Source organism: Nocardia pseudovaccinii NBRC 100343, assembly GCF_001613225.1.
Taxonomy (GTDB): Bacteria; Actinomycetota; Actinomycetes; order Mycobacteriales; family Mycobacteriaceae; genus Nocardia; species Nocardia pseudovaccinii.
In genome coordinates, this window is record NZ_BDBY01000026.1 from 49960 (window position 1) to 75626 (window position 25667).

Here is a 25667-nt window from a genome sequence, read left to right on the forward strand (position 1 = left end):
ATGGCAATCATCAGCTCGCTCGGCTATGTGCGGGTCGCGGTCAGCGATCCCGATGCCTGGCGCACCTTCGCCTTCGATGTGATCGGTTTCGCCGAGGGTACCGGGCCGGATCCGGACGCCATCTATCTGCGCATGGATGAGCACGTCGCACGATTGGTCCTGGTACCAGGCGAAACCGACAAGGTGCTCGCCATCGGCTGGGAGGTCCGCGACCATCGCGCACTCGCCGCGGCACGAGAAGCCGTGGCGAAGGCCGGAATCGAAGTCACCGCGCTCACCGTGGCCGAGGCGGATGCCCGCGGTGTGGAAGAGGCGATCACCTTCGGTGATCCCGCGGGCACCACCGTCGAAATCTTCCACGGACCCGTCCTGGACCATAGTCCGGTCGTCGGCAAGTACGGAAACCGTTTCGTCACTACGGGACTCGGCCTCGGCCACGCGGTGCTGCCGGTGCCCGATCTCGACGGCGCCTTCCACTTCTATACCGACGTCCTCGGATTCCTGCCGCGCGGTGCGTTCCGGCTGCCCGCACCGCCCGAATACGGTCCGGTGCGCATCCGCTTCCTCGGTGTGAATCAGCGCCACCACAGCTTGGCGCTGATCCCCTCCGGCGGTCAGGAGGGGTCGGGGCTGGTGCACGTCATGGTCGAGGTCGACAGCCTCGACGATGTCGGCCGTGCGCTCGACCGGGTGAACAAGGCCGGATATCACTTGTCCTCGACGTTGGGCCGCCATACCAACGACAAAATGATCTCCTTCTATGTCCGCACTCCCGGCGGCTGGGATCTCGAATTCGGCACCGAGGGCATGCTGGTGGACGAGAACACCTACACCGCGGAGGAAATGACCGCCGATAGCTATTGGGGTCACGACTGGGATCGGGGCTGACAAGATCACGGGCGGCGACCGGCGGCCTGATACCCCTTGACTATCGTCGATAGCGACGGAAGGGGTTTTCCGATGGCACTGCGCACCGAGTTCACCGGCCTGTTCGACATCGAACATCCCATAGTGCTCGCACCGATGGGTGGCGTCGCGGGCGGCGCGCTGGCCGCGGCGGTCTCCGAGGCCGGTGGACTCGGCCTGATCGGTGGCGGCGGCGGTGACGGGCGGTTACTCGATCAGGAATGTGCGTTGCTCACCGCTCGCACCGAAAAGCCCTGGGGCATCGGCCTGTTGAGCTGGGCCATCGATCTCGATACTGTGCGAAGGACGGTGGCGCGCCGACCGCACGCGATCCTGCTGTCATTCGGCGATCCCACCCCGTTCGCTGCCGTGGTCCGGGAATCCGGGATTCCGCTGCTGGTCCAGGTCACCACCACGGACGAGGCGGCCCGCGCCCTGGAGGCCGGAGCCGATGTGCTGATCGCGCAGGGCGCGGAGGCGGGCGGGCACGGCGGCGGGCGGGCGACGCTGCCCTTCGTACCCGCGGTCGTCGATCTGGCGGCGGGTACGCCGGTGCTGGCCGCGGGCGGCATAGCCGATGGACGCGGCCTCGCCGCCGCACTCGTACTCGGTGCGGCGGGCGCGTTGATCGGTACTCGCTTCGAAGCGACACACGAATCGTTGCTCTCGGCCGAGGAGGCCAAGGCCATCATCGATGCACGCGGCGGCGATACCGAACGCAACCGCATCATCGATATCGCCCGCGAATCACCGTGGCCCGCCGAGTACACCGCCCGCACCCTGCGCAACCGATTCCTCGACGAATGGGCCGGACGGGAGACCGAACTCGCCGCCGATCCCCTTGCCCGGCAACGTTATCGGGCTGCTGCCGAGCAAGGTGATCTCGACTGTGCGCCGATCTGGGCGGGCGAGAACGTCGACCTCATCGGCAGTCTCGAATCCGCCGCGGACCTGGTGCGGCGCATCGGCACCCACGCCGAACAGGTCTTGCGGCGAGCCGCGGCGCAATGCGACTAGTCGGCGTGTTCCCCGGTCAGGGCACGGAGCAGTTCACGGGTGTAGCGCTCGGCGAGTAGCGGCAGGAAGTTGTCGATAGTGGCGTGGTCCGCGAGGTAGTCGTAAGCGGAGTACAGCCACCGTTCGATCGCTTCGTCGCGGGTGCTGTCGAATTCGCGCTCCAGACGGCGCGCGGCAGCCTTCAGCGCGCACTGCTGGTCGAGGGATGGTTCGTGAATGGGCGGGTGCGTAACAGGACCTTCGGTCATTGCGGACTCCTGGTCGGGAACCTTCAGTGCAAAGGATGCGGTCGAAACCGTGTCCACTCGATCGAGTACCCGATGGGTCGACGGCGACACCCGGGATACGTCATGGACGCACCCATAATCTCGCACTACCCTTTCGACATATGCCAATAGCCTCACGAAGGTGACCGGAATGAGCGAGCGCAGCGACCGAACAACAGACACACGCGAGAACCTGCTCTGGGTGCCCGATGCCTGCACATTGCCGACAGCGGAGCAGCCACTGCGCGTGGCCGAATTCACCGATCTCTTTGCGGCCGCGCTTCGTAGGGTCGAACGCATCGCCCCTACCCGCCTGCGGCTGGAACTGGCGGCATCGCACGAAGGCACGGCCCGCGACCTCGCCGCCAGCGAGAGCTCCTGCTGCGGATTCTTCGACTTCGATTTCGCCACGGCAGGCCCGGATGCCATCGCGATGGACATCGAAGTGCCCGCGAGCCGGGTCGACGTACTCGAGACGTTGGCGAACCACGCGACGGCCGCCCAAAGTAAGTAGAACAGGTTCTTGTCTGAGGCCCCGGCAAATGCCAAGCTGAACGGATGGATCTCGCCGCCATCGAAGCCGTCCGCCAGCTCAAGTACCGCTACTTCCGGACCCTCGATCTCAAACAATGGGACGACTTCCGGGATACCCTCGCCGTCGACGTCGCCGGTCGCTACGGCACCCACGCCCTCGGTGAACCGCTGACCCTGGACGGTCGCGACGCGGTCACCGCATTCATGCGCGAGAACCTCGGCCCTTCCGTGGTCACCAGCCATATCGCGAACCATCCGGAGATCACCGTGGACGGCGAAACGGCGACGGGCTCATGGGCTTTCGAAGACACCGTGATCGCTACCGAATACGGCGTCCTCATCCGCGGCGCGGGCTACTACTCCGACACCTACCGACTCGATCCGGACGGTCACTGGCGCATCACCTCGACCAGTTACCAGCGCATCTACGAATCGATGCAGGCCCTCGCCGACACCCCCAGCTACCAACTGCTGACGAACATGTGGGCGACACAGAAGTAGGACAGCGCGCCGGATTTGAGGCCACTATCTTCCCGGTGGCACTCGACCGGAGCCACAGCGGCGGCGGAGGGTGGGAATATGTCCTCCCTTGCGCCCGCTGAATTCACGACCGAGACCGCCTACCTGAACACCGCTTCGCACGGGTTGCCCGCCGCGCGAACATTGGCGGCACTGCAGGAGTTCAACGCGCTCTGGGCGGCGGGCCGTGCCGCACCGACGACGCGGGATCATCTGGTACCCGAATTGCGGACCGGATTCGCGCGACTGCTGGCGGGCGCTTCGGCCGACGATATCGCGCTCGGCGGCACCGTCGCCGGGTTGATGGCGCCGGTGGTCGCCGCGCTGCCGCCGGGGGCGGAGGTACTGCTCGCGGAAGGCGAATTCTCCTCCGTCTCCATGCCTTTCGTACACCGCGGCGACCTGAATGTCCGGTTCGTGCCGTTGGAGCGCATCGCCGACGAGGTCCGGCCCGAGACCGCGTTGGTCGCGGTCAGCGTTGTCCAGTCGAAGGACGGTCGGACCGTCGATCTGCCGACGCTGCGCGCGGCAACTCTGGCGCACAACGCTCGACTGCTCGCCGATGCCACCCAGGCCGCAGGTTGGGTGCCGCTGCGTTTCGTCGACGCCGACTACTGGGTGTGCGCGACCTTCAAGTGGCTGATCGGTGCCCGCAGCGTGGCCTTCTTCGCCGCGCCGCCGGAAGCGGCCGCACAGCTGCGCCCGATCAGCCCCGGCTGGTATGCGGCGGCCGATCGCTGGGCCGAGCTGTACGAACCGATCGCGCTGCCGACCACCGCCCGGCGTTTCGATTCGACACCGGACTGGCTCGGCGTCATCGCCGCATTGTCCGCACTGACCTTGATCGAAGAGCTGACCGTCGACAAGATCGGTGCGCACAACCGCGAACTCGCCACCCGATTCCGAAACGGGTTGGTGGAGTTGGGGTTCCAGTCGGTGCCAGCGGATTCGGCGATCGTCGCCGTGTCGGGCGCGGGCGATGCGGCACCCCGATTGGAGGAGGCAGGCGTGCTCACCTCCGCCCGGGACGGCGGCCTTCGATTCTCGTTCCACCTCTACAACAGCGCCGCCGATGTGGACCGAGCGCTCGCCGCCCTCGCCCAGTAAAGCGGCACACTGTCGAGCTTCGCATCCCTCCCGGGGGTGCGAAGCTGCTCGGAGGTAAGGCGACGCGATTCCCGGGTAGCTACGCCGGGCGAGAAGCGGGGGCGGTGATGAGCGGAAGGTCGAGGGCCGTGAGGATGCCCGGTGGTGCCTGCACCACGGCCGGGACGGCGTTGACGATGCGCATGGCAGTCGCCAGCAGGGTGGCGTGGTTGTGGTCGCCATTGCGGCTCGAGGTGACCAGATCCATGGCGTAGCTCGGCTCGCCGGTGATCTCGACGCGATAGGAGCCCTCGTGATGAGCGGGCTGCGGCCAATCGGGGCACAGATCGGAACGCAGGCGCGTGACGTGCTCCAGAACCGTCACGGGCTCGTCGCCGACCATCCCGCGAACCTCGAAACGCAGTGCCGCGGCCGTACCTTCGGCGATATGGCCGGTGGCGATATCGAAGGATTCGGGAGCGGGGATGCGCTCGTAGGTCTGGGTAACCGCGTCGAGGGTGACACCGATGCCCGCCGCCAACTGGCGCACGGTGCCGCCCCACGCGAGCGATAACACCCCGGGCTGCAACAACATCGGGATCTCGTCCAGCGGTTTGCCGAACCCCATGATGTCGAACATGACCTCGCGGTTGTCGTAACTGGCGTAGTCGACGATCTCCAGACACCGCAGTTGGTCGATGCGCAGGCAGGTGCCCGCGAGCGCGAGCGGCAGCAGATCATTGGCGAACCCGGGATCGATGCCGTTCACCCACAGCGACGAATTGCCCTGTGCCGCAGCCTCTTGGATCGGCTTCAGCAATTCGTCGGGCAGCACGCCGTACGGATACTGGAAGAACACCGGCGCGCACGCCACCACATTGATGCCCGCGCTGAGCAATCTGCGCAGATCCTCGACGGCCTCCAGCAGCCGATTGTCCGTCATCGAGCAGTAGACGACACAGTCGGGTTTCGCCGCCAGGATCGCCTCGGTGTCCGTCGTCGCGGTCACACCGACCGGATCATCGAGTCCGGCAATGGTTCCCGCATCGAGCCCGTCCTTCTTCGGACCCGACACCCATACCCCGGCCAGCTCGAGATCCGGATTCACGATCACACCGGCCAGCGCATGCGCACCGACATTCCCGGTGCCCCATTGGACTACGCGGTAGCTCACTACTCCACCTCGCTGACGCTCGGCTCCGCCGTGCGCCACAGCGCACTGTGCTGATGGTTCACTCGCCGACGCTCGCTCATGACAGATCCGGAAGCGGGAGATCGAGATTCGGTGCGATCAGGCCGCCGTCGGGTTCGAGCACCTTGCCCGTGACGTACTTTCCGGCGGGCGACACCAGATACAGTGCGGCGGCGGCGATATCCTCGGGCTCGCCGATGCGGTGCAGCGGCGTCTTGGCCTCCAGCTCGGTGCGCATCGCATCATTGCCCGCCACGATCTCCAGCGCCGAGGTCAGAATCGACCCGGGCGCAATGGCATTCACCCGGATGCGCGGATTCAGGTCCATTGCCGCCAACCGGGTGTAATGCGCCAGTGCCGCTTTCGCCGTTCCGTAGGAGACGAAGGCGCGGCCGGGCAGGCGGCCCATGGTCGAGGTGATATTGAGAATCGAACCGCCACCGGCGGTTTCGAGGATCTTCGGCACCGCCGAACGTACCAGCGCATGCGCATTGGTGACGTTGAAGTTGAAGGCCTCGACCAGCGCATCCGGTGTCGTATCGAGCAGGGGGCACGGCAGCGCACCGCCGACATTGTTGACAACGATATCCAGCCGCCCGAAGCGTTCGACAGCCGCGGCGGCCAGCCCGGCGGTCGCCTCGATATCGCTGAGATCCGCGGGCACCACGTGGGCCTGACGCCCCGCCGCCGCTACCCGCTCGGCGACCTCGTCCAGCTGACTCTTGGTGCGGGACGCGATGACGACATCCGCGCCCGCCTCCGCGAAGGCCACCGCGATCGCCGCGCCGAGGCCGCGGCCCGCGCCGGTGACGACGGCGACCTGGCCGTCGATTCGGAATCTGTCCAGGATCATGAGAGCTCCCACTGTCGAATATTCGACGCTACACTGTCGTAATATTCGTCATCGTAGAGCTGTCCCGCCGAGCCGCACAAGAGGTTGCACATGCCCGACCGGTCCCCGTCCCCGCCGACCCGCCGTGTCATCGACATCGTGTCGCTGCTCGCCGCGACGCCGGAGCCGATCAGCGTCGCGGGCATTGCGGACCGGCTCGATATCGCCCGCGCGACCGCGACGGCGATTCTGGCCGAACTGGAATCGGCGGGCTGGGTGCGCCGCGACGCGAGCCGCGGATACGGTCTCGGTCCGACGCTGGCGAATCCGCACGGTCCCGCACTGCCGCACGCACTCGGCGATATCCTCGCCGAACTCACCGTGCGGACCGGCTACGGCGCGACGCTGAGTCGTATCGAGCCCGATCACCTCACCGTGCTCGATGTGCGCCACGGACCCGAGCGCGTCGTCCCCGGCATACCCGTCGGCCATCGCATCCCGATGCAATTTCCGGCGGGGGCGAGCGTGATGCCGTGGCGTTCTGCGGCAGAGCAGAACACCTGGCTGGCCACCGCACCCGACTCGGATCGACGCGTCGCGAGCGGGCTGCTCGCGCTCGTGCGTGATCGCGGCGTTGCCCTGTTCCGCCCACGTACCGATGATGCGGGCACGGTCGAACTCCTCGCCGACCTGCTCAGTGCGATGGGGACCGAACTCGTGCAGCCGCACCTGCGTACCCGCGCCCTGCGTCGCCTCGCGTTTCTCACCTCGCGGCCGTTCACCAAGGCAGAACTCGACTCCGACGCCGAACTCCCGCTGAGTTACCTCGCCGCACCGGTTTTCGATGCGAAACGTACTGCCACGTATGAAGTCCAATCGGGGCCGCTGCGGGCATCGACCACCAAATCCGAACGCGACGAATTCATCGGCGCCACAGTCGATATCGCTCGGGCGTTGACCGAAGCGTTGGCCTCCTGAGCTATTTCGTCAAGGCGTGCGCCGCACCGCGGTGCAGCGGCACCGGTGCGGTAATCGTCGCGGTATCGCGGCTGATCCCCTTCGCCGCCGAATTAGCCTGTTCCAGTTGGGTTTTGCGGTCGAACAGCGTCTTGGTGAGTATGCACGCCAGGTTCGCGTCCAGATCGTCGCGCACCAGCAACAGGTTCGGCACGACGATGGTCTTCACATCGGCCGACAGTCCGTAGACGGTGCCCGGAATCGTGCCTTCCTCGTAGACCGGGTTGACCGCGTGCATACTGCCGGTGAGTTCGGATATATCGAGGAAACGCACCTTGCCCTTGTCGGAGGTCAGCAGATCGGTGATACCGGGTGTCGGCAGGCCGCCGGAGAAGAACATGGCGTCGATGGAACCGTCCTTCATACCGTCCACCGTCTTGGTGAGATCCAGGCGCTGGGCCTCGATATCGTTGTCCGGGTTCAACCCCGCCGCCTGCAGTATCCGCTGGGCGATCACCTCGGTGCCGGACTTCGGCGAGCCGGTGGAGACCCGCTTACCGCGCAGATCGGCGACCGATTCGATATCGGCGCCTGCGCGCACGATCACCTGGGTGTAATTCGGATAGAGCCGCGAAAGCGCCTGCACCGGTTGCTTTTTGCCGTCGAAACCGGCATTGCCGAGCACCGCGTCGGCGGCGGTATCGGCGAGAGAGAATGCGACCTGATAGGTGCCTGCCACCAATTGCTGGATATTCTGCACCGACGCACCGGTTTCGGCCGCGGTCGCTTTCACCTTGCCGCCGGTCGCTTGTGAAATCTGGTCGGCGTAGGCATTGCCGAGCGCGAAGTACACGCCGGTCGAATTGCCCGTCGCGATGCCGACGCGGGTCTCGCTTTTCACTTCGCAGGTAACCTCGCCGCCGGTGTCGGACTGCGGTGTGTCGCGGCGGCCCCCGCATCCGGTCAGCAATCCGGCCGATACCACGGCGACAGCGAATCCTATGGCAACTCTTCTCAAGTCGTCCTCCTTCGTGAGAGCAGAGTGACCCCGACGGCCGCGGTCAGCGCGGCCAGACCGACGACGAGCGCGCCGGGTTCCAGGTACAGCAGCGCCAGTCCGGCCACCGCGGCGAGCAGCCGGGACGGGATACCGGCCGGTCCGATGCCGAGGATCCAGCCGCCCGTCGCGGCGGCCAGAGCCGCAACGCCGACACCGGCCACGATCGTGGTCCACAGCACACCGAGCACCGGCCCGTGCCCGAGCAGATATTCGCCGGGTCCGCTGAGCACGAACACGATCGGCACCAGGAAGGCGGGCAGCGCGTACTTCAGTGCCTGCCACATCGTCGGCACCGCACGCGCACCGGTGATGGCGGCCGCGCCCACGGCGGCCAGTGCGGTCGGTGGCGTCACCTCGGACAGCACCGAGTAGTAGAAGACGAACATTGCCGAGGCTGGCGGGGATACGTCGAGCGCGAGCAGCGCGGGACCGATGATCGCCCAGCCGATAATGAACGATGCGGTCACCGGAACCGCGAGCCCGAGCAGCGCGAGTGCGATCGCGGCGAGCACCACGGTGCACGCCAACACGACGGTGTGGTTGTCCGACAACGCCTTTCCCGCACTCACCAGCAGCGATGCCAGCTGCGCGCCGAGTCCCGTCTTGGTGGCGATCGCGGTGATCACCCCCGCCGACGTGCACACCGCGACCACCGGCAGCGCCGAACGCACACCGCTGCCGAGCATCTGGAAGATCCGTCGAGGTGAGCGGGCCTGGGCGCGGATGCGCGCATCGAGGAAGGCGAGCCCGAAAGCCAGTGCGGTGGCGTACACCACGGCGCGCGCGGCGCTCACGCCGATCAGCAGCAGCACCACGATCGCGATCAAAGACAGGAAGTGGTAGCCGAATCGGGCCAGCAGTCGCCACACCGAGGTGGTGCTGATCTCGACCGACTCCGCGCCGAGCCGTCGCGCATCGATCTCGACCGCGAGCAGAATTCCCAAGTAGTACAGCAGCGTCGGGATCATCGCCCACCCGAGTACCGTCACATAGGAGACGTCGAGATATTCGGCGACGATGAACGCGGCCACACCCAGCGTCGGCGGTGACAGGATCGCGCCGACACCTGCCGCCGCGAGCACACCCGCCGCCTGTTCCGGCGGATATCCGGCGCGACGCAGGATCGGCCAGGTGACCGCACCGACGGTGACCGCGGTCGCGGTGCCCGATCCGGAGACGGTGCCGAGCAGGAATCCGGATGCGACGGTGGTGCGTCCGGCCGCGCCGCGCGAGCGGCGGAAGGCCGCGACGGACAGATCGACGAAGAACTGTGCCGCACCGGAGAATTCGAGTACGGCGCCGTAGAGGGTGAACAGCACGATATAACTGGCCGCGACATCCAGCGGCGTGCCGTAGAACCCGCTGCCGGAGTTGTAGAGCGCATCGATGATCTGCCCGAAGTCGAGTCCGGCGTGCGCGATGGTCCAGTGCTGCGGCAGGTATCCGCCGTAGTAGCCGTAGGCGATGAACACCAGGCACACCGCGGGCAATACCCAGCCCGTGGTGCGCCGACAGGCCTCCAGCACCAACACCAGGAGCACGGTGCCCATGGCGATATCGACCGGATCGAACAAACCCTGCCGGTCCAGGAATGCGTTGTACCCGCCCCCGCCGGACCCGATCACCATCGGCAGCACCGGATATAGGCACACCACCAGCGCGACTACGGCCGAAAACCAGTCGAACGGCCCAGGACCGTCGCGTCGATCGAACCATCGCAGCCCGGACCGATAGGCCAGGAACACCACCGGCAACGTCCCGGCCAGGAAGATCACCAGGTAGTACTGACTCCCCTGCGCCAACGGCCGAAAGACCTGCCACAGCACCAGCAAAGCGACCGCGAACGCGGCCGTCGCCACCACCCACTCGGCCCATCCGCGCAGTATCCGCGCGGGCTTCTCCTCGTCGTCGACCTCGACCTTGTCCGGTACTGCCCGCTCCGGATCAATCCCGGGCCGCACGACCGGGCGGTCGGTGGGAGGCTCGGCTTCGAGATGAGCGTCCCGCATATCCGACATTGCGCGACACTATCAACGCACGACCGTCCGTATGCGGGTAACAAATATGTAGCCGAGAAAAGTAGAAAAGCGGTCGGTTTGTCGCCCTAAGCCGACCACGTCGCGCGCCCACCCAGCGGCAGCTTGTGCGCGATCACCCGCCGATACGAGATGCGCCAACCGGTTGCCGCACGCACGACCGTATCGTCGTATTCGACGCTGCCGCTGGTCCCGTCGGCATAGATCCCGATCCCCTTGGACCGCACCCGAACCGCGCCGTCCACCTCGGCGATGAGCACATTCGTTATGTGATGCCCGACCGGATTCCCATTGCCGAGCGCGACCGCGGCCTCCTGTAGGGCCGGAATCCCGTGTAGCTCACCGGCACCGATATCACTGAGGTCGTAGGTGATTTCCGCGGTGAACAGCTCATCCATCCGGTCGAGCTCGCCCGCGTCCATCAGATGACCGTGCAGCGCGATCAGGTCACCGATCTCGAACCGATCCTGCGCCGACAATGCCATGAAAGCCTCCTGCCGCCCCAACTTTCCTGCCGAAGATGAGGCCTGGTCCGGTTATCCGCGACAGTAACGGACGAGCGACCGGTCACGCCGCTGCTTTATCCGGGGTCCGTGCCGACGGGCGGCGCTTCATGATCCAGCGCAAGAAGCCGACCCATGGCGATGGACGGGCCGGGGTCACGGGCGGGTGGCCGAGGGAGACCGCGGTTCGGTCGAGCAGCGCCTCGATCATCGCGTCGTGGATCCAGCGGATGGCCAGGGGCCACAGCAGGTGGCCGATTCCGCGCAGGCGGCAGTCGATCTCGTGACGCAGGATGCTGCTGTCCGGCCACGGGCCGTCCAGCACGTCGAGGCTGTGCGTGCCGACCAGGAAGGATCCGGGTGCGACGGTGAACTCCACGCGGCGGCCCGGCACCCACTCGGTACACCGATACCGGATCACGCCGTGTCCGCCGGCGGCCCCGACACCGAGTGGCCGGTCGAGGACCAGCGCGGGCCAGCCGGGCGGCCACACCGGACTGTCCGGCTCGGCGGCCCTGGCGAGCAATGCGCCGAGCTGGTCCGCGGGCACCGGGTACTCCCGCTGGTGGATATTTCGAACCATGACCCAACCCTCCATTCGGTCCCGTATGGAACACTGTCCATACGGTAGCGTATGGAGGGCTGGGCGCGAAGTTATCCGGACCACACCGACCGGTTATCCGGCGGAGGTGGGCTCGTACAGGACTATCGCCCACGGGGATTCGCGGGACGGGCGGACCGAGGTGCGTCGTTCGTGCGATCCGGTGACCGGATTGTCGACCGGAAATCCGGCGGCGCGCAGGCGCACGAGGGCCGCGTCCAGGTCGCCGACCTTGACGGCGAGGGAGGGGATATCGCGTTCATCGGCACCGGCGAGCATGACCCGGGTCGGTCCGATATCGAATTGCGCCCACCGATCACCGTCGACGAATGTCGCGGTGGTGCCGAGTACCGCGGTGAGCAGATCTATTGCGGCGGTGAGGTTGTCGGCCGGGAAGATGGTGCCGAGACGTTCGACGGTCATGACTTCTCCAGTGCTCGGCGAATGGCCGAAAAGGCTTGGGCGGCAGCGACTTCAGCATCGGGCAGGTTGTCGGCCATGCTGAAGAAGCCGTGGAATTGGCCGTCGTAGCGAATCGTGACGGCCTCGACCTCCGCATCCCGCAGCCGCCGACCGTATGCCTCGCCCTCATCGCGAAGTGGGTCGAATTCGGCGCTGACGATGTAGGCGGGCGGGAGGCCGGACAGGTCGGCCGCGCGCAAGGGTGCGGCGTACGGGTTGTCGGCATCGGCGGCCGAGGCGAGGTATTGTTCCCAATACCAGCGCAAATGGTCGTCGGTGACGAAGTAGCCGTAGGCATTCTCCCGATAGGAGACGGTGTCACGGGCCGGATCGAGCATCGGGTAGACCAGCAGTTGATGGGCGATGGCCGGGCCACCGCGATCCCGAGCCAGCAGCGCCGTGACGGCGGCCAGGTTACCGCCGGCGCTGTCACCGGCCACCCCGATGCGGGCTGAATCGCCGCCGAAGGAACTCGCCTGGGCCGCAATCCATTTCAAGACCGCGTACGCATCCTCGGCGGCCGCCGGGAACCGGTGTTCGGGGGCCTGCCGGTACTCGACCGAAACCACGATCGCACCGACGGCATTGCTCATCGCACGGCACAGCTGATCGTGACTGTCGAGGTCGCAGATCACGAAACCGCCACCGTGGCAGAACATCACGACCGGCAGGTCGGCATCGCACTCGACGGGCCAATACATGCGAACCCGAACCTCAGGTGCCCCGAAAGGTCCGGGCACCGAACGCTGCTCGACCCGCCCCACCGGAATCGGATCGACCCGGACCGCCGGACGCGCGGCGAGTATCCGGCGCGCCACGGCGGCATCGAGGACTTCGGTGCCCAGCGCGGGAAACGCCGCCGACGCGGCATCGACGATCATCTGAGCTTCGGGCTTCAGCGGCATGCTCAGGCCTCGCCCACGGCTCCGGCGGGCGGCAGCGCGTCCGGCGGAATGAACTGTCCCGCTGACAATCCGCCGTCGACTGCCAATTCCGCACCGGTGATGAACGCGGCGGCGTCGGAGGCGAGGAATGCCACCAGATCCGCTACCTCCGACGGCAATCCGACGCGGCCGAGCGGCAGCGAGGGAAAGCTGCCGGGACCGGTGTTCAGCCCGAGGTGCCCGATCATCGGTGTCGCGATCGGCCCCGGATGCACCGAGTTGACCCGGATGCCGAGCGGACCCAGCTCGAGCGCGGCCGTCTTCGTCAATCCGCGCAGCGCCCACTTGGACGCACCGTAAGCGGAATGTCCCATCAGCCCCTGCAATCCGGCCTGCGACGAGATATTCACGATCGAACCGCCCGCCGCGCGCATCGGATCCACGACGGCCTGGATGCCGAGGAACGACCCGATCAGGTTGATGCGCAGAATGCGTTCGAGTTCCGCGGCGGAGGTCTCGACGAGCGGTTTGGCGGTGTAGATCGCCGCATTGTTCACCAGCACATCGAGGCTGCCGAATTCGGTGACGGCGGTGTCGACGGCGGCGGCCCATTCGGTGGCGCTGCTGACGTCGTGGCGGACGAAACGGGCTGATTCACCGATGGATTCGGCGACTGCCTTGCCTTCGGATTCGAGTACGTCGGTGAGGACGACGCGTGCCCCCGCCGCGGCGAACAGGCGGGCTTCCTGCTCACCCTGGCCACGAGCGGCACCGGTGATGAGGGCGACTTTGCCAGTGAGATCGGTCATCTCAAGCTCCCAGGAATTCGGTTGTCTCGGCTCGCTCAGCGGCCCGGCTCTGCCCGGCGATTCCGGCTCGCTGCGCTCCCCGGAAATGCGGAATGACCTTCTCGCCCCAATGCCGAATGGTCTCCAGGCATGCCTCCTGCGGCACCGTCCCCATCTGGATCAGGCACAGGATCTCGTCGGCACCGGCCGCCTGCAGGCGCTCGACATACGCGATGGCGTCCTCCGGGCTGCCGTACGCGTGCTCGGCATTGAAAACCGAAGTGGCCCCGGTCTTCACGGGAATTTTCGCCTCGTGCAGATAGGCCACATGCTCATCGGCGGCCTCGCGAATCTTGGCCACCTCGTCCACAGTCGGATCGACGGCCTCGTCCGGCACCGGACCCGCGCCGTACCAGTGCTTGATGGACTGCGCGAAGAACCGCTGTCCACGCGCGCCGATCTGCTGCGCCTGCTCCCGGTCGTCGAGCACGATCGTCGGGCACAGCGCCGCGAAGTGGTCGTTGACCACCGTGGAGACGAACTTCTCTCCGGTCCGCTCGGCAATGGCCGCGTCATAGGTGCGGCGCAGTTCGGCGATCTCCTCCACACCCGCGAAACCCAGTACCAGCGCGCCGATTCCGTAGTCGGCGGCCAGCTTCAGCGTGTCCTTCTTGGTGCACGCCATGAACAGCGGCGGATGCGGCAGCTGCACCGGACGCGGGAGCATCGGATGCGGATCGATATCGAGCAGCTCACCGTGCCATTCGAATTCGCCCTCCGGATCCTGCCAGGCCTTGCCGATAATGCGCAGCGACTCCTCGACCTCCTGATAGGTGCGGTCGGGATCGACACCGCACATGGAGGTCTCCTGCGGGGTCGCGCCGCGGCCCGCGCCGAGGTTCACCCGCCCGTTGGAGAGCACATCGAGCATGGCCGCGCGTTCGGCGGCGCGCACCGGGTGATTGAAGTTGAACGGCATGCACACCACGCCGTGGCCGATGCGGATCCGTTCGGTGCGCGCGGCCACCCAGGTCAGGAAGATCTCCGGGGCACTCATATGCGCGTACCACTTCAAGCCGTGGTGTTCGACCGCCCAGACGGTGTCGAACCCCATCTCCTCGGCCAGTACCGCCTGCTCGACGCAGTCGCGCAATACCTGCTTTTCGTGGTCGGCCGACGGGTCGGTCATCTGCGCCTCGAAGATCATCGAGAACTTCATGCATCGCCTCCATTTCTCAATATGCCTAGTAGAAATATTTCCGATGCTCTCGTTGAGGTCAGGTGCATGTCTCGGTGGATGGGACTACTCCGGTTCGAGCCGCCCGCGCGCCCATAGCGTCGATATCGCACACGGCGTTCGAACCGACGCCGGAGAAAGGACGGACCTGACGTGGGTCGACTCGATGACAAGGTCGCGCTGATCACCGGCGCAGCGCGCGGGATGGGCGCCGAACATGTCCGCCGCTTCGTTGCCGAGGGTGCGCGGGTGGTGTTCGGCGATGTGCTCGATGAGCAGGGCGAACAGTTGGCCGCCGAAACCGGCGCACGCTATCTGCACCACGATGTGACCAGCGAGGCCGACTGGGCGGCCGCGGTGCGGACCGTGGTGGACGAGTTCGGCAAGCTCGATGTGCTCGTCAACAATGCCGGTCTGCTGCGGTTCCAGCGCATCGCCGAGATGAGCCTGGCCGATTTCACCACGATCATGACGGTGAATGTCACCGGCACCTGGTTGGGCATCAAGTCCGCCGCGCCCGCCATGACCGGCGGCGGCGCGATCGTCAATATCTCCTCGGTCGAGGGATTCGTCGGCGCGGCGGGCCTATCGGCTTACAGCGCGAGCAAATTCGCCATTCGCGGATTGACCAAATCGGCCGCGCGCGAACTCGGCGCCAGCGGAATCCGGGTCAACTCCATCCATCCCGGCGGTATCGCGACGCCGATGACGGCGGCGGCGGGCTCCGGCGTCGACGGCGATACCTTCTTCGCCGGATTGCCGATTCCGCGCTGGGGACAGCCCGGCGAGGTCTCCGAGGCGGCCGTCTTCCTGGCCTCGGACGCCGCGAGCTATTGCACCGGAACCGAGGTCGTCATCGACGGCGGCATGCTCACCGGCGCCGGTTACTAGGGAAAGGGAGCCAGATGTCCGAGGAATACACCTACGACGTCGTGGTCGTCGGCTCGGGTGCGGCGGGTATGACCGCCGCCCTCACCGCCGCCTATCGCGGGCTTTCGGTGGTGCTGATCGAGAAGAGCGGCAGCTTCGGCGGTTCCACCGCCCGCTCCGGCGGCGGCGTATGGATTCCGAACAATCCGGTGCTGGTACGAGAGGGTGTTCCCGACAGCCCGGATCTGGCTCGGGTCTATTTGAAATCCGTTGTCGGCGAGCGCGTTCCGCAGGCCAAACAGGACGCCTTCCTGGACAACGGCCCGCGCATGATGACCTATCTCGGCGCACGCACCGACCATCTCCAATTCGTCTACGACCGCGGCTATTCCGACTACCATCCGGAACTGCCCGGTGGCCTCGCGCAGGGCCGCAGCATCGAACCGGCGATTATCGACGGCCGACTGCTCGGCAAGGATATGGAGCTGATCAACCGGCCGACCATGTCCGGCCCGAAGGGAATCGCGTTCACCGTCAGCGACTTCCACGACCTGAATATGATCGCGCGCACCTGGAAGGGTAAGCGCACCGCGATCAAGGTCGGCGCCAAGGCGGTGTTGAACCGGATCCGGGGACGGCAGCCGCTGAGCCTGGGCAAGGCGCTGGTGGCCCGGTTGTGGCTGGCGCTGCGCGATGCGGGTGTGCCGGTCTGGCTGAATACCGCGCTCACCGAACTGATCACCGCCGACGAAGCGGTGGTCGGGGTGCGCGCCGAGCGCGATGGTGCACCGATCGTCATCCGTGCGCGGCGGGGCGTGGTGCTCGCCGCCGGTGGTTTCGAGCACAACCTGGAAATGCGCAAACAGTTCTTCACCGGGCCGGTCAGCACCGACTGGACCGTCGGCGCGACCGAGAATGTCGGTGACGGCATCCGGGCGGGTGAAAAACTCGGCGCGGCTTTGGATCTGATGGACGACGCCTGGTGGGGACCGTCGGTGCGCAATCCGGACGGGCCGCCGTTCTTCTGCCTGGCCGAGCGCTCCCAGCCCGGCGCGATCATGGTCAACGACGCGGGCGAGCGGTTCACCAATGAATCGGCCAGCTATGTCGATGTGGTGCACACCATGTACGAGCGGCATGCGACCGGTGTGGGCCATGTGCCTGCGCATTTCATCATGGACCAGCGCTTCCGCGATCGATACCTGTTCCTCGGCACCTTCCCGAAACAGGCCATCCCGCAGAAGTATTTCGATGCCGGAATCATCAAGAAGGCCGACACGCTCGCCGAACTCGCCACCGAGATCGGTGTTCCGGCCGACTCCTTGATCGCAACGGTGCAGCGGTTCAACGGTTTCGCGCGCGCCGGACGCGACGAGGACTTCCATCGCGGTGAATCCGCCTACGACCGCTACTACGGCGACCCCACCGTGCAACCGAACCCCTGCCTGGCACCTATCGATCAGGGACCCTTCTACGCGGTCGAGATGGTGCCCGGCGATCTGGGCACCAAGGGCGGCCTGGTCACCGACGAGCACTCCCGGGTGCTGCGTGAAGACGGCGCGCCTATCGCCGGACTGTATGCGGCGGGCAATAATTCGGCCGCCGTCATGGGCAACAGCTACGCGGGTGCGGGCGCGACCATCGGACCCGCCATGGTTTTCGGCTACATCGCGGCCGAGCACATCGCCGATTCAGGAGCGTGACGTGGACAGAGTGAGTGGCAAGACGGTCATCGTGACCGGAGGCGCGCGGGGCATGGGTGCGGCATTCGCCCGTCGACTGGTCGGCGAGGGCGCCTCGGTGGTCGTGGCGGATGTGCTCGTCGAGGAGGGTAAGGCGGTGGCCGCCGAACTCGGCGACCATGCGGTGTTCTGTCCCCTCGATGTCACCGACGAATCCGCATGGGCCGCAGTGGTCGCCGAGGCGGAGCGCACCTTCGGACCGGTCTCCGGGCTGGTCAATAACGCGGGCATCGTGCACGTCGACCCGATCGAGCGGCTCGCCGAGGCGGACTACCGGCGGGTGATCGACGTGAACCAGGTCGGGGTGTTCCTCGGCATGAAAGCCGTTGTGCCGTCGATGCGCCGGGCGGGCGATGGCTCGATCGTCAATATCTCCTCGATCGGCGGCATCATCGCATTCAGCAATATCCTCGGCTACGTCGCCTCCAAATGGGCGGTGCGCGGGATGACCAAGGCCGCCGCTCAGGAGTTCGGCGCCGACGGCATCCGGGTCAACTCGGTGCATCCCGGCGTCGTGGCCACCGAGATGACCTCCGATTCCGATCGCTCGCACTCGATGGTGCACGACCAGCCGCTCCCCCGTGCCGCAGCACCGAGTGAGCTGGCCGATCTCGTGCTGTTCCTCATCTCCGATGAGGCGAGCTTCTGCACGGGCTCCGAATTCGTCGCCGACGGCGGCTACACCACCAAATGACCAAGGACAGCTGCTGTGAAGAACTTTGAGGACAAGGTCGTCGTCATCACCGGCGCGGGCGCGGGCATCGGCCGCGCGCTCGCGCTGGAACTCGCGGACCAGGGCGCGAAACTGGCGTTGTCCGGGCGAAATCTGGCCAATGTCACCGAAACCGCCGCATTGTGCGAGCAGGCCGGAGCCAAGGCGCGGGCATACAAGCTGGACGTCACCGACCGTGCCGCCGTCTACGCACATGCCGATGAGGTCCGATCCGACTTCGGCCCGGCCAATGTCGTAGTCAACAATGCGGGCGTCTCGCTCACCGCCAATATCGAGGAGCTGACCTGGGACGACTTCGAGTGGATCGTCGATATCAACTTCTGGGGCGTCATGTACGGCACCAAAGCCTTTCTGCCGCAGGTGATCGCCTCCGGTGACGGCCATATCGCCAATGTCTCCAGCATGTTCGGCCTCGCCGCCTGCCCGAGCCAAGCCGCCTACAACGCAACCAAATTCGGCATCCGCGGCTTCACCGACGCACTGCGCCAGGAGATGAAGATCGCGGGCCATCCGGTCGGGGTCAGCAGCGTCCATCCCGGCATGATCAAGACCGAAATCGCGTGGAAGGCTCGCGCGGGTGGTGACCGCGACCGTGACGCACTGGCCGCCAACTTCGACAGGCTGGCCAAGACGACACCGGAATCCGCGGCGAAGACCATCCTGCGCGGGATCCGAAAGGATAAGGCGAAAATCCTCATCGGGACCGATGCCCGCGTAATCGACTTGCTGCCAAGGATCTTCGGCTCCGGCTACCAGCGGATCATTACCGCCCAGATGCGAAATGAGGTATAGACCGGTCGGCACTTTGTCGACGGTGAACCGGGCTTGACGGACCGGTTCACCGATTTTTTCGGAAATGGTTGCTCTAAAACTGCTGTGCTGTCAGGATATTCCCCACGCGAGGACTCCGGACTCGGAGAAAGTCGCCGTTCCACCGCGAATCGAGTTGTGTTTCAACCACTTCAAGGGAACACCTGGTGAAATATCGACACCAACCGCGACCCGCGCTGTTCGGGTACGCACCGCAGTTCAGGACCAGATCCACGCGGCAAACCTGCCCATCGTGGGCGCAGATCGCCTTAGCCCTCGGCAGCTTATTCGTACTGGCCGTCATCGTTGCCATGCTCTACGGCACGCCGAGTCCACTGGCCGAAACACCACGCGCTGTCACGGTTGCTACGACCGATTGCGCTGCCGCGCCCGGCGTTTACGCGCTATCTTGCTGATCGCAATCTGCATCATTTCCGCGTTCGACTCGCCCCGGCGGCGCGCAGTAATTTCGCGCCGAGGTCGGCCACCATTTCCGCCATCTCCGGTGGTTCTCTGACCTCGAATTCCAGGCCAAGGTAGACGATTCGCACGGCGGTCCATTCCAGTGCGTCGGCGGAGGTGCGGAGCAGACAGGTTTTGTCGTCGATGGGCTCGATTTCCTCGGGGCGGACTCGGAAGGTTTCGATCAGCTGCGGGGCCGAGGTGTGCACGAGGAAGACGACTCGGCGCAGCAGATCACGGTAGTGGAAGCGGATGCGTTCGCGGCAGGTAGCGGCCAGGACGACCAGGGTTTCCGGGTCGACCATCGGTCCGGCTGCGAAGCCTCCCCGCGACACCGCCGCCGACCCGACGGCCTCGACTCGGCGGCGGAGTCGGGCGGGCAGCACCTGTTGCAGCTCGACCAGTGCCCGCGCCGATGACTCGTCGATGCCCTCGATCGAACACCTTCGGCCCTGCTCGACGATCAGCGTTCCATCACAGCGGACTATCTGCGGCGCAGCGTCGCATGACGTGCCGCGCCCCGTCGACGCGACCGGCGCACCCACGAACCAGATTTCGATACGACAACCGCATCCAGAGCTTGCCGACTCCGTCACCGGACAAGCGCGGCAGCACAACCGAGCGGCCGGTAGTCAGCAACAGCAGGTCGGCGATGCGGCCGCGCACCTCGTCTCCGGTGCCCACCACCCAATCGGCGTCCGTGGCGATGAGCCGAAATCCCGTGAGCCGGTGCTTCGCCCAGAACGGCCAACCCATCGTCCACACCCGGGTTGCCGCCGTCGCCGCGGCTTCGATCGGGAGGTCGATCTGCCTGCCGGTCGGGATGGCGATGTCCTGACCGTGCACCATGATGTCGTAGAGGATATTGCGATAGTTGGTGACCACCGGCAATTTTCGCGATGCCGCATGCGCCCGGATCTCGGCGACGAGATCCTGACCAGCGTCGGCATAGCGAACGGACACATCGTGATTCAGCCGATGGAACCGACCGCGCGCCCGCAGCCCCGCACGAACCATATCCACCGGACCGGGCGGCTGCGGCGCCAAGGCGATATGCGCGGCCACATCCCGAATCCGCCAGCCCGCACACAGCGACGGCAGCTCCCACTCATGCGGTGCGAGGTCGTCGAGCACGTCGGCGACGGCGCGTCGCTGTTGCTCGATGACCCGCCACTGCGCATCCCGGTCCATATCGGCCTCCGATACAATTTGGTCAGCTTCACTGACTACTATAGTCAGATAAACTGACCAACTCAAGGCTGTGCCTATTGACAGTGCCGTGATGAAAGGACCAGCCGCTCAGGTCATTCGGGTGGTGCGGCCGTGTCGACCGGTTCGGTAGCGGCCCGGGGTGGTGCCGATGATGTCGGTGAAGGCGGTGATGAAGCTGCTGGGGTTCGCCCACCCGCAGGCGTGGGCGACGTGGGTCGTGTCGTGCCCGTCGGCGAGCAGGACGAGCGCGTGATAGATGCGCAGTTGGGTGCGCCATTGATAGAAGGTCATGCCGAGTTCGTTGTGGAACAGTCGGCTGAGAGTGCGGGCGCTGGCTCCGATCGTCCGCCCGAGGTCGGCAAGTGAGCTGTTGTCCGCGGGCTGCTGATACAGCACTCGGGCAATGGCTTGCAACCGATCGTCGTGTGGTTCCGGCAGTTGCAAGGGCTGCTCGTGTGCTTCGTCGAGTTCGTCGACGAGGACTCGACGGAGCCGCGTGAGCGCGGCGCGGTCGCGCTCGCGTGGGCCCGTGAGGGTGAGCAGGATTTCGCGGGCGAGGTCGGAGACCGTGAACACGGCCGGATGGTCCGGTGCCAGCCGGGCCAGGGATGCCGGTAGGAACAGGATTCGCATATCGGTGTGGCTGTGCGCGCGGTGGTAGTGCGTGAATCCGGCTGGGGTCCATGCGACTCGATTGGCTGGAACGATCGAAGTTCCGCGTTCGGTGTGGACCGATAGGACGCCGTGGGCGGCGTAGACGAGGTGTCCACGTGGATGGGAATGCACCGTGCTCGTTCCCCCCGACGGCCACAGGTGTACGCCTCCGGATGGCCAGAGACGGGACGCCCGACCGATCCGGTCGAGTTGGCGGCCAACGGGCATAAGTTGGCATTCTATCGGTGGTCGGCCACGCCGCCTTCCCGCGACAGTGAACCCATGCGCGATGATTTTCACTCGGCGGGCACTACGACCTCACGCCGCCGAGGTGGTGTCGGTACGACGATGCGAGCGGCGGTCTGTGTCAGGGCCGGTGATCCGGAGGTACTGGAGATCCGCGAGCTGCCGGTACCAGCGGTTCGAGACGGCTGGAGCCTGGTGCGGGTGCGGGGCGCGGGCTTGAACCGGTCGGAACTGAGGACCCGTCAGGGGCATTCCCCGAACGTGACCTTCCCGCGTGTGCTCGGGATCGAATGTGTGGGAACCGTGGCCGCCTCGACCGATCCGACGTTGCCGGACGGGACGACCGTTGCGGCGGTGATGGGTGAGATGGGCCGGGAGTTCGACGGCGGCTACGCGGAGTACGTGCTGTTGCCGAACTCCCTGCTGATGCCGGTCACCACCACGCTGCCTTGGGACGTCCTGGCCGCGCTACCTGAGACGTACCTGACCGCGCAGGGCTCGCTGGATGCGTTGGGGGTCGTGCCGGGTGACCGGGGGCGGTTGCTGATCCGTGGCGGGACCTCCTCGGTGGGGATGGCTGCCGCGTCGATCGCGTCCGGCTACGGCATCGAGACCGCGGCCACCACGCGACGGCAAGGCAAGACCGGCGCATTGACCGCGGCCGGTGTCGACCACGTACTCCTCGACGCCGGTGAATCGCTGACGGCGAGCGTGCAAGCGGTATGGCCCGAGGGTCCGGACTATGTGCTGGATCTCGTCGGAGCGAGCACGGCGGTGGACTCGCTGCACCTCGTCCGTCGAGGTGGGACGGTGTGTGTGGCGGGCTCGCTCAGCGGATGGCTGATCCCGGACTTCGAACCGATAGCGATGATCCCGTCCGGAACCAAACTCACGGCTTTCCACAGCGACGACCTCAAGGGCAGCGCTGGCACGACCGTGTTGCAGCGCGTCGTCGACCAGGTCGAAGCGGGCGTCTATCGACCAAACATCGACCGTGTCTTCGGCCTGCACGACATCGTCGCGGCCCACCGCCACATGGAGAACAACCAAGCCACCGGAAAGCTTGTCGTGGTGCCCTAGCCACGGCCATTGCCGGGAAGCGCCGCGCTCGGCGCATCCTGCTGACCGGGACGTCCGGTACGCCCGGGCCGACCGGGGCGGCAGGCTGAAATCGGGCTGCCCGCGGGTGCACGCTGCGGGGTTGCGCCAATGCCAGGGCGTTCGGGCCTGCGGCCCGGTGATCTGCCCTTGTCATGCGCTGAGTGCGCGGTGGCTGTCGATGATCAAAGGAGTGTTATGACGATCGGAGTGGAGCCGGTGGAGCGACCGGGGGCCGCCTTCGGGAGGGCCGGTGCCGATGGTTCGGTCGTTGTGGAACTCGGTGGGGCGTGCGGGCATTCGCGGGAGCGGATCGGGGGGAAGGCATGGAGCGTTGATCATATGCGGGGATTGGGGTTGCCGGTGCCGCCCGCATTCGTGCTGACGACCGAGGCATGGGCAGAATTCGGGGCCAACGGCGGGGTGCTGGGCGCGGAGATCTGGGCGGGGGTGCGAAACGGTATCGCCGCGTTGGAGCGTGGGACGGGGCGGCGCTTCGGGTCCGCCGAGCATCCGTTGCTGGTGTCGGTGCGGTCCGGGGCCGCGGTGAGTATGCCGGGGATGATGGATACCGTGCTGAATCTGGGGATGAACGACTCGGTCGAGCGGGCGCTGACCGCCGAGACCCGAAATCCCGGATACGCCGGTGATACTCGGCGGCGGTTCGTCACCCAGTATCGGGAGATCGTGCTCGGTGATCCGAATGGCGTGGTGCCGGAGGATCCGTGGGAGCAGTTGCGTGGCGCGGTCACCGCAGTGTTCCGTTCGTGGGATTCCGCGCGGGCCAAGACCTATCGGCGCACCCGGGGTGTTTCCGACTCGCTCGGTACCGCGGTCACGGTGCAGGCCATGGTGTTCGGGAATCTCGACGCGCTCTCGGGGACCGGCGTGCTGTTCAGCCGGAATCCGAATACCGGTGCGCGTGCGGTCTTCGGCGAATGGCTGGTCGGCGGGCAGGGTGAGGATGTCGTCTCGGGACGCACCACTCCGCGCCCGCTCGACGAGCTCGCGGTGACGCTGCCGGAGGCGCACCACCAATTGCTCGCCGCCGCCGAGCTGCTCGAGCGTGACGGTCGCGATATCCAGGACATCGAGTTCACCGTCGAATCCGGTCGCCTGTGGCTGTTGCAGTCTCGACCGGCGAAACGCTCTGCGCGCGCGGCGGTTCGCGCCGCCGTCGCCATGGTCGACGAGGGACTCATCGGTGCCGATGAGGCATTGCGCCGCGTCGGGGCCGACCAGGTGCGCACTGTCCTGCTGCCCGCATCGGGCGACGACACCGGGCTGCGGCCCCTTGCCCAGGGCGAATCCGCGTGTCCGGGACTCGCTACCGGCATTGTGGTCACCGATCCCGATGAGGCCGAAACCCGTTCCGCCGCAGGCGAGCACGTGATCTTGGCGCGCCCCACCACCAGCCCGGACGATCTGCACGGCATGATCGCGGCGCGGGCCATCGTCACCGAACTCGGCGGCGCTACCTCGCATGCCGCGCTGGTCAGCCGGGAGCTGGGCCGTCCGTGCGTAGTCGGCTGCGGCGCCGGGGTTGTCGAGGCATTGGCCGGTCACCTCGTCACCGTCGATGGCGGGGCGGGCACCGTGTGGCCGGGACAAGTGAGCGGAAAGGCGGTGGATGCCTCGGTAATCGAGGATGTCGAGCGACTCGCACAATGGGCGCGGGTCGACTCGGTCGAGCTGCCCGAGTTCCTGTCGAAACCGAACGAAGATCGCTCAGCGACAACTGATTCCGATGCGGCGAATTTGCCGGTCCCCCGAGAAATCAACGGTGTCCCCCGAGAAATCAACGGTAACGAAGTCTCCGAACTCGCCGTACTGCGCCTGATCGGCATCAAGGGTCGAGTACAACCGGACGCCATCGCCAACAGCCTCACGATCGCCGAGGCCGACGCAGCCACGCGCACTGCTGATTTCGTGACGCGTGGGCTATGCGCCAGCACACCCGTTGGCATCCGTCTGACCCCGCAGGGCCGCGAACAACTGGGCCGACTTCTCGAACACGAGCGCGCCGATCTCGACCGCAGCGACCTCGCCGCGGCCTACGATGAATTCTGCGAGTTCAATGCCGAGCTGAAAGCAGTCATCACGGCCTGGCAGATGAAGGACGCGAGCACGGTGAACGATCATTCCGACAACACCTACGACGCAGCGGTTTTGGCGCGCTTGACCACACTGCACCACGGCGTCGCACCCCTCGTCGAACGCATCGGCACCATCGCGCCCCGCCTCGTGCCGTACACCGATCGCTTGGCCCGCGCCGTCGAGCGGATGAACGGCGGCGACCACAACTGGGTGGCTCGGCCGATCATGGACAGCTACCACACGGTGTGGTTCGAATTGCACGAAGACCTCATCGGTCTGTGCGGCCTGAGCCGCGCCGACGAGGCCGCCGCGGGCCGAGCCCACTAGCGCGATGTTCACCGACAGCACCCAGCGGCGATGGGTAGAGTTCGCCCAAATCGATAATGTCCGCGACCTCGGCGGACTCCCGGTGATCGGCGGCGGCACAACCAGATTCGGCGTCGTCTACCGCTCCAGCACACCCCAGCACCTCACCGAGGACGATCTGGCCGTCCTGACCGGGCCGGTCGGCCTGCGCACGCTGATCGACCTACGCAACCCGGACGAGGTGCTGCGCGAGGGCTACGGCCGACTGACCGGCAGCGCGGCGGTGCGCATGGTCAATCTTCCGGTGCGCAAGGCGACGAACGTCGTCGCCACCCCCGCCGAGCTGGTTCCCGACGGCAGACAGTACGACCTGGTCGCGCTCTACCGCGAACTGCTCACCGGCAGTGGCGAATCCATCGTGGCGGCGGCCCGGCTCATCGCCGATGCCGAACGTCACTCGGTCGTCTTCCATTGCGCCGCAGGCAAAGACCGCACCGGCATCCTCGCGGCCATGGTGCTGGATGCGGTGGGTGTCCCGGCCGAGGCCATCGCCGCCG

27 protein-coding genes are annotated in these 25667 nt (G+C 66.4%); 13 read left to right on the forward strand and 14 right to left on the reverse strand.

Going from position 1 to position 25667, the window contains the following annotated elements; genetic code table 11:
* Positions 1-888 (forward strand): VOC family protein, encoded by an 888-nt coding sequence (locus NP3_RS03095; protein ID WP_063037593.1) that lies wholly within the window; start codon positions 1-3, stop codon positions 886-888.
* Between the two features lie 72 nt (positions 889-960).
* Positions 961-1923: an NAD(P)H-dependent flavin oxidoreductase gene (locus NP3_RS03100; protein WP_063037540.1), complete on the forward strand. Its 963-nt coding sequence runs from the start codon at positions 961-963 to the stop codon at positions 1921-1923.
* Here NP3_RS03100 and NP3_RS03105 read toward each other — a convergent pair.
* Positions 1920-2171: a three-helix bundle dimerization domain-containing protein gene (locus NP3_RS03105; protein WP_157124031.1), complete on the reverse strand. Its 252-nt coding sequence runs from the start codon at positions 2169-2171 to the stop codon at positions 1920-1922. The two genes, NP3_RS03100 and NP3_RS03105, sit on opposite strands and share 4 nt — an antisense overlap.
* Positions 2172-2340: 169 nt before the next feature.
* On the opposite strand from NP3_RS03105, the gene NP3_RS03110 reads away from it, so the two are divergent.
* The 3 genes from NP3_RS03110 (at position 2341) to NP3_RS03120 (ending at position 4349) form a co-directional block, all read left to right on the forward strand.
* The gene (locus NP3_RS03110; protein ID WP_063037544.1) at positions 2341-2703 is read left to right on the forward strand and encodes a hypothetical protein; all 363 of its coding nucleotides are present in this window, start codon (positions 2341-2343) and stop codon (positions 2701-2703) included.
* A 44-nt stretch (positions 2704-2747) separates the two neighbouring features.
* A complete protein-coding gene (locus NP3_RS03115; RefSeq protein WP_063037546.1) occupies positions 2748-3224 on the forward strand; it encodes a nuclear transport factor 2 family protein in 477 nt (158 codons plus the stop codon).
* Between the two features lie 78 nt (positions 3225-3302).
* On the forward strand, positions 3303-4349 hold the full coding sequence (locus NP3_RS03120; RefSeq protein ID WP_063037549.1) for an aminotransferase class V-fold PLP-dependent enzyme: 1047 nt from the start codon (positions 3303-3305) through the stop codon (positions 4347-4349).
* Positions 4350-4428: 79 nt separating this feature from the next.
* On the opposite strand, the gene NP3_RS03125 is transcribed toward NP3_RS03120, so the two are convergent.
* Positions 4429-5502 carry an NAD(P)H-dependent amine dehydrogenase family protein gene (locus tag NP3_RS03125; protein ID WP_063037551.1) on the reverse strand — a complete coding sequence of 358 codons (1074 nt, stop codon included), beginning with the start codon at positions 5500-5502 and terminating at the stop codon, positions 4429-4431.
* Between the two features lie 76 nt (positions 5503-5578).
* Complete coding sequence (locus tag NP3_RS03130) at positions 5579-6373, reverse strand: SDR family oxidoreductase (protein ID WP_063037553.1); 795 nt, start codon at positions 6371-6373, stop codon at positions 5579-5581.
* 90 nt (positions 6374-6463) lie between these two features.
* On the opposite strand from NP3_RS03130, the gene NP3_RS03135 reads away from it, so the two are divergent.
* Entirely contained in the window at positions 6464-7330 is an 867-nt protein-coding gene (locus tag NP3_RS03135) for a helix-turn-helix domain-containing protein (RefSeq protein ID WP_063037555.1), read from the forward strand.
* 1 nt (position 7331) lies between these two features.
* Here NP3_RS03135 and NP3_RS03140 read toward each other — a convergent pair whose 3' ends face one another.
* The 8 genes from NP3_RS03140 to NP3_RS03175 form a co-directional block, all read right to left on the reverse strand.
* Complete coding sequence (locus tag NP3_RS03140) at positions 7332-8327, reverse strand: TAXI family TRAP transporter solute-binding subunit (RefSeq protein WP_063037557.1); 996 nt, start codon at positions 8325-8327, stop codon at positions 7332-7334.
* Complete coding sequence (locus tag NP3_RS03145) at positions 8324-10387, reverse strand: TRAP transporter permease (protein ID WP_245720783.1); 2064 nt, start codon at positions 10385-10387, stop codon at positions 8324-8326. Before NP3_RS03145 ends, NP3_RS03140 begins: the two co-directional genes overlap by 4 nt.
* A gap of 86 nt (positions 10388-10473) precedes the next feature.
* Positions 10474-10890 (reverse strand): nuclear transport factor 2 family protein, encoded by a 417-nt coding sequence (locus NP3_RS03150; protein WP_063037559.1) that lies wholly within the window; start codon positions 10888-10890, stop codon positions 10474-10476.
* Positions 10891-10972: 82 nt separating this feature from the next.
* A complete protein-coding gene (locus tag NP3_RS03155; RefSeq protein WP_063824649.1) occupies positions 10973-11491 on the reverse strand; it encodes a hypothetical protein in 519 nt (172 codons plus the stop codon).
* 93 nt (positions 11492-11584) lie between these two features.
* Positions 11585-11932, reverse strand: coding sequence for a VOC family protein (locus tag NP3_RS03160; RefSeq protein ID WP_063037563.1), 348 nt, complete (start codon positions 11930-11932; stop codon positions 11585-11587).
* Positions 11929-12876: a LipP1 family hormone-sensitive lipase gene (gene lipP1 / locus NP3_RS03165; RefSeq protein WP_063037565.1), complete on the reverse strand. Its 948-nt coding sequence runs from the start codon at positions 12874-12876 to the stop codon at positions 11929-11931. Before lipP1 ends, NP3_RS03160 begins: the two co-directional genes overlap by 4 nt.
* Before the next feature lie 2 nt (positions 12877-12878).
* Complete coding sequence (locus NP3_RS03170) at positions 12879-13664, reverse strand: glucose 1-dehydrogenase (RefSeq protein WP_063037567.1); 786 nt, start codon at positions 13662-13664, stop codon at positions 12879-12881.
* 1 nt (position 13665) lies between these two features.
* Complete coding sequence (locus NP3_RS03175) at positions 13666-14862, reverse strand: LLM class flavin-dependent oxidoreductase (protein WP_084508083.1); 1197 nt, start codon at positions 14860-14862, stop codon at positions 13666-13668.
* Positions 14863-15033: 171 nt separating this feature from the next.
* Between NP3_RS03175 and NP3_RS03180 the strand changes: the two genes are divergently transcribed.
* From NP3_RS03180 to NP3_RS03195, 4 genes are read left to right on the forward strand one after another with little or no spacing between them, the layout of a single operon-like run.
* Positions 15034-15771: an SDR family oxidoreductase gene (locus NP3_RS03180; RefSeq protein WP_063037569.1), complete on the forward strand. Its 738-nt coding sequence runs from the start codon at positions 15034-15036 to the stop codon at positions 15769-15771.
* A 14-nt stretch (positions 15772-15785) separates the two neighbouring features.
* Positions 15786-17453, forward strand: a complete 1668-nt coding sequence (kstD, locus tag NP3_RS03185; RefSeq protein ID WP_063037571.1) for a 3-oxosteroid 1-dehydrogenase — start codon at positions 15786-15788, stop codon at positions 17451-17453.
* Between the two features lies 1 nt (position 17454).
* Positions 17455-18186, forward strand: coding sequence for a glucose 1-dehydrogenase (locus NP3_RS03190; RefSeq protein ID WP_063037573.1), 732 nt, complete (start codon positions 17455-17457; stop codon positions 18184-18186).
* Between the two features lie 15 nt (positions 18187-18201).
* On the forward strand, positions 18202-19017 hold the full coding sequence (locus NP3_RS03195; protein ID WP_063037575.1) for an SDR family NAD(P)-dependent oxidoreductase: 816 nt from the start codon (positions 18202-18204) through the stop codon (positions 19015-19017).
* Positions 19018-19463: 446 nt separating this feature from the next.
* Here NP3_RS03195 and NP3_RS03200 read toward each other — a convergent pair whose 3' ends face one another.
* The 3 genes from NP3_RS03200 to NP3_RS03210 form a co-directional block, all read right to left on the reverse strand.
* Positions 19464-20042 (reverse strand): WCX domain-containing protein, encoded by a 579-nt coding sequence (locus NP3_RS03200; protein WP_063037577.1) that lies wholly within the window; start codon positions 20040-20042, stop codon positions 19464-19466.
* A complete protein-coding gene (locus tag NP3_RS03205; protein ID WP_063824643.1) occupies positions 19972-20688 on the reverse strand; it encodes a maleylpyruvate isomerase family mycothiol-dependent enzyme in 717 nt (238 codons plus the stop codon). The genes NP3_RS03200 and NP3_RS03205 overlap by 71 nt, the downstream gene beginning before the upstream one ends.
* 108 nt (positions 20689-20796) lie before the next feature.
* A complete protein-coding gene (locus tag NP3_RS03210; protein WP_063037579.1) occupies positions 20797-21495 on the reverse strand; it encodes an AraC family transcriptional regulator in 699 nt (232 codons plus the stop codon).
* Between the two features lie 150 nt (positions 21496-21645).
* On the opposite strand from NP3_RS03210, the gene NP3_RS03215 reads away from it, so the two are divergent.
* The 3 genes from NP3_RS03215 to NP3_RS03225 form a co-directional block, all read left to right on the forward strand.
* Entirely contained in the window at positions 21646-22689 is a 1044-nt protein-coding gene (locus tag NP3_RS03215) for a zinc-binding dehydrogenase (RefSeq protein WP_084508087.1), read from the forward strand.
* Positions 22690-22905: 216 nt separating this feature from the next.
* Positions 22906-25131 carry a pyruvate, phosphate dikinase gene (locus NP3_RS03220; protein WP_063037581.1) on the forward strand — a complete coding sequence of 742 codons (2226 nt, stop codon included), beginning with the start codon at positions 22906-22908 and terminating at the stop codon, positions 25129-25131.
* A gap of 4 nt (positions 25132-25135) precedes the next feature.
* Positions 25136-25667: tyrosine-protein phosphatase (locus NP3_RS03225; RefSeq protein ID WP_084508089.1), on the forward strand; the 532-nt coding region annotated here is incomplete at its 3' end.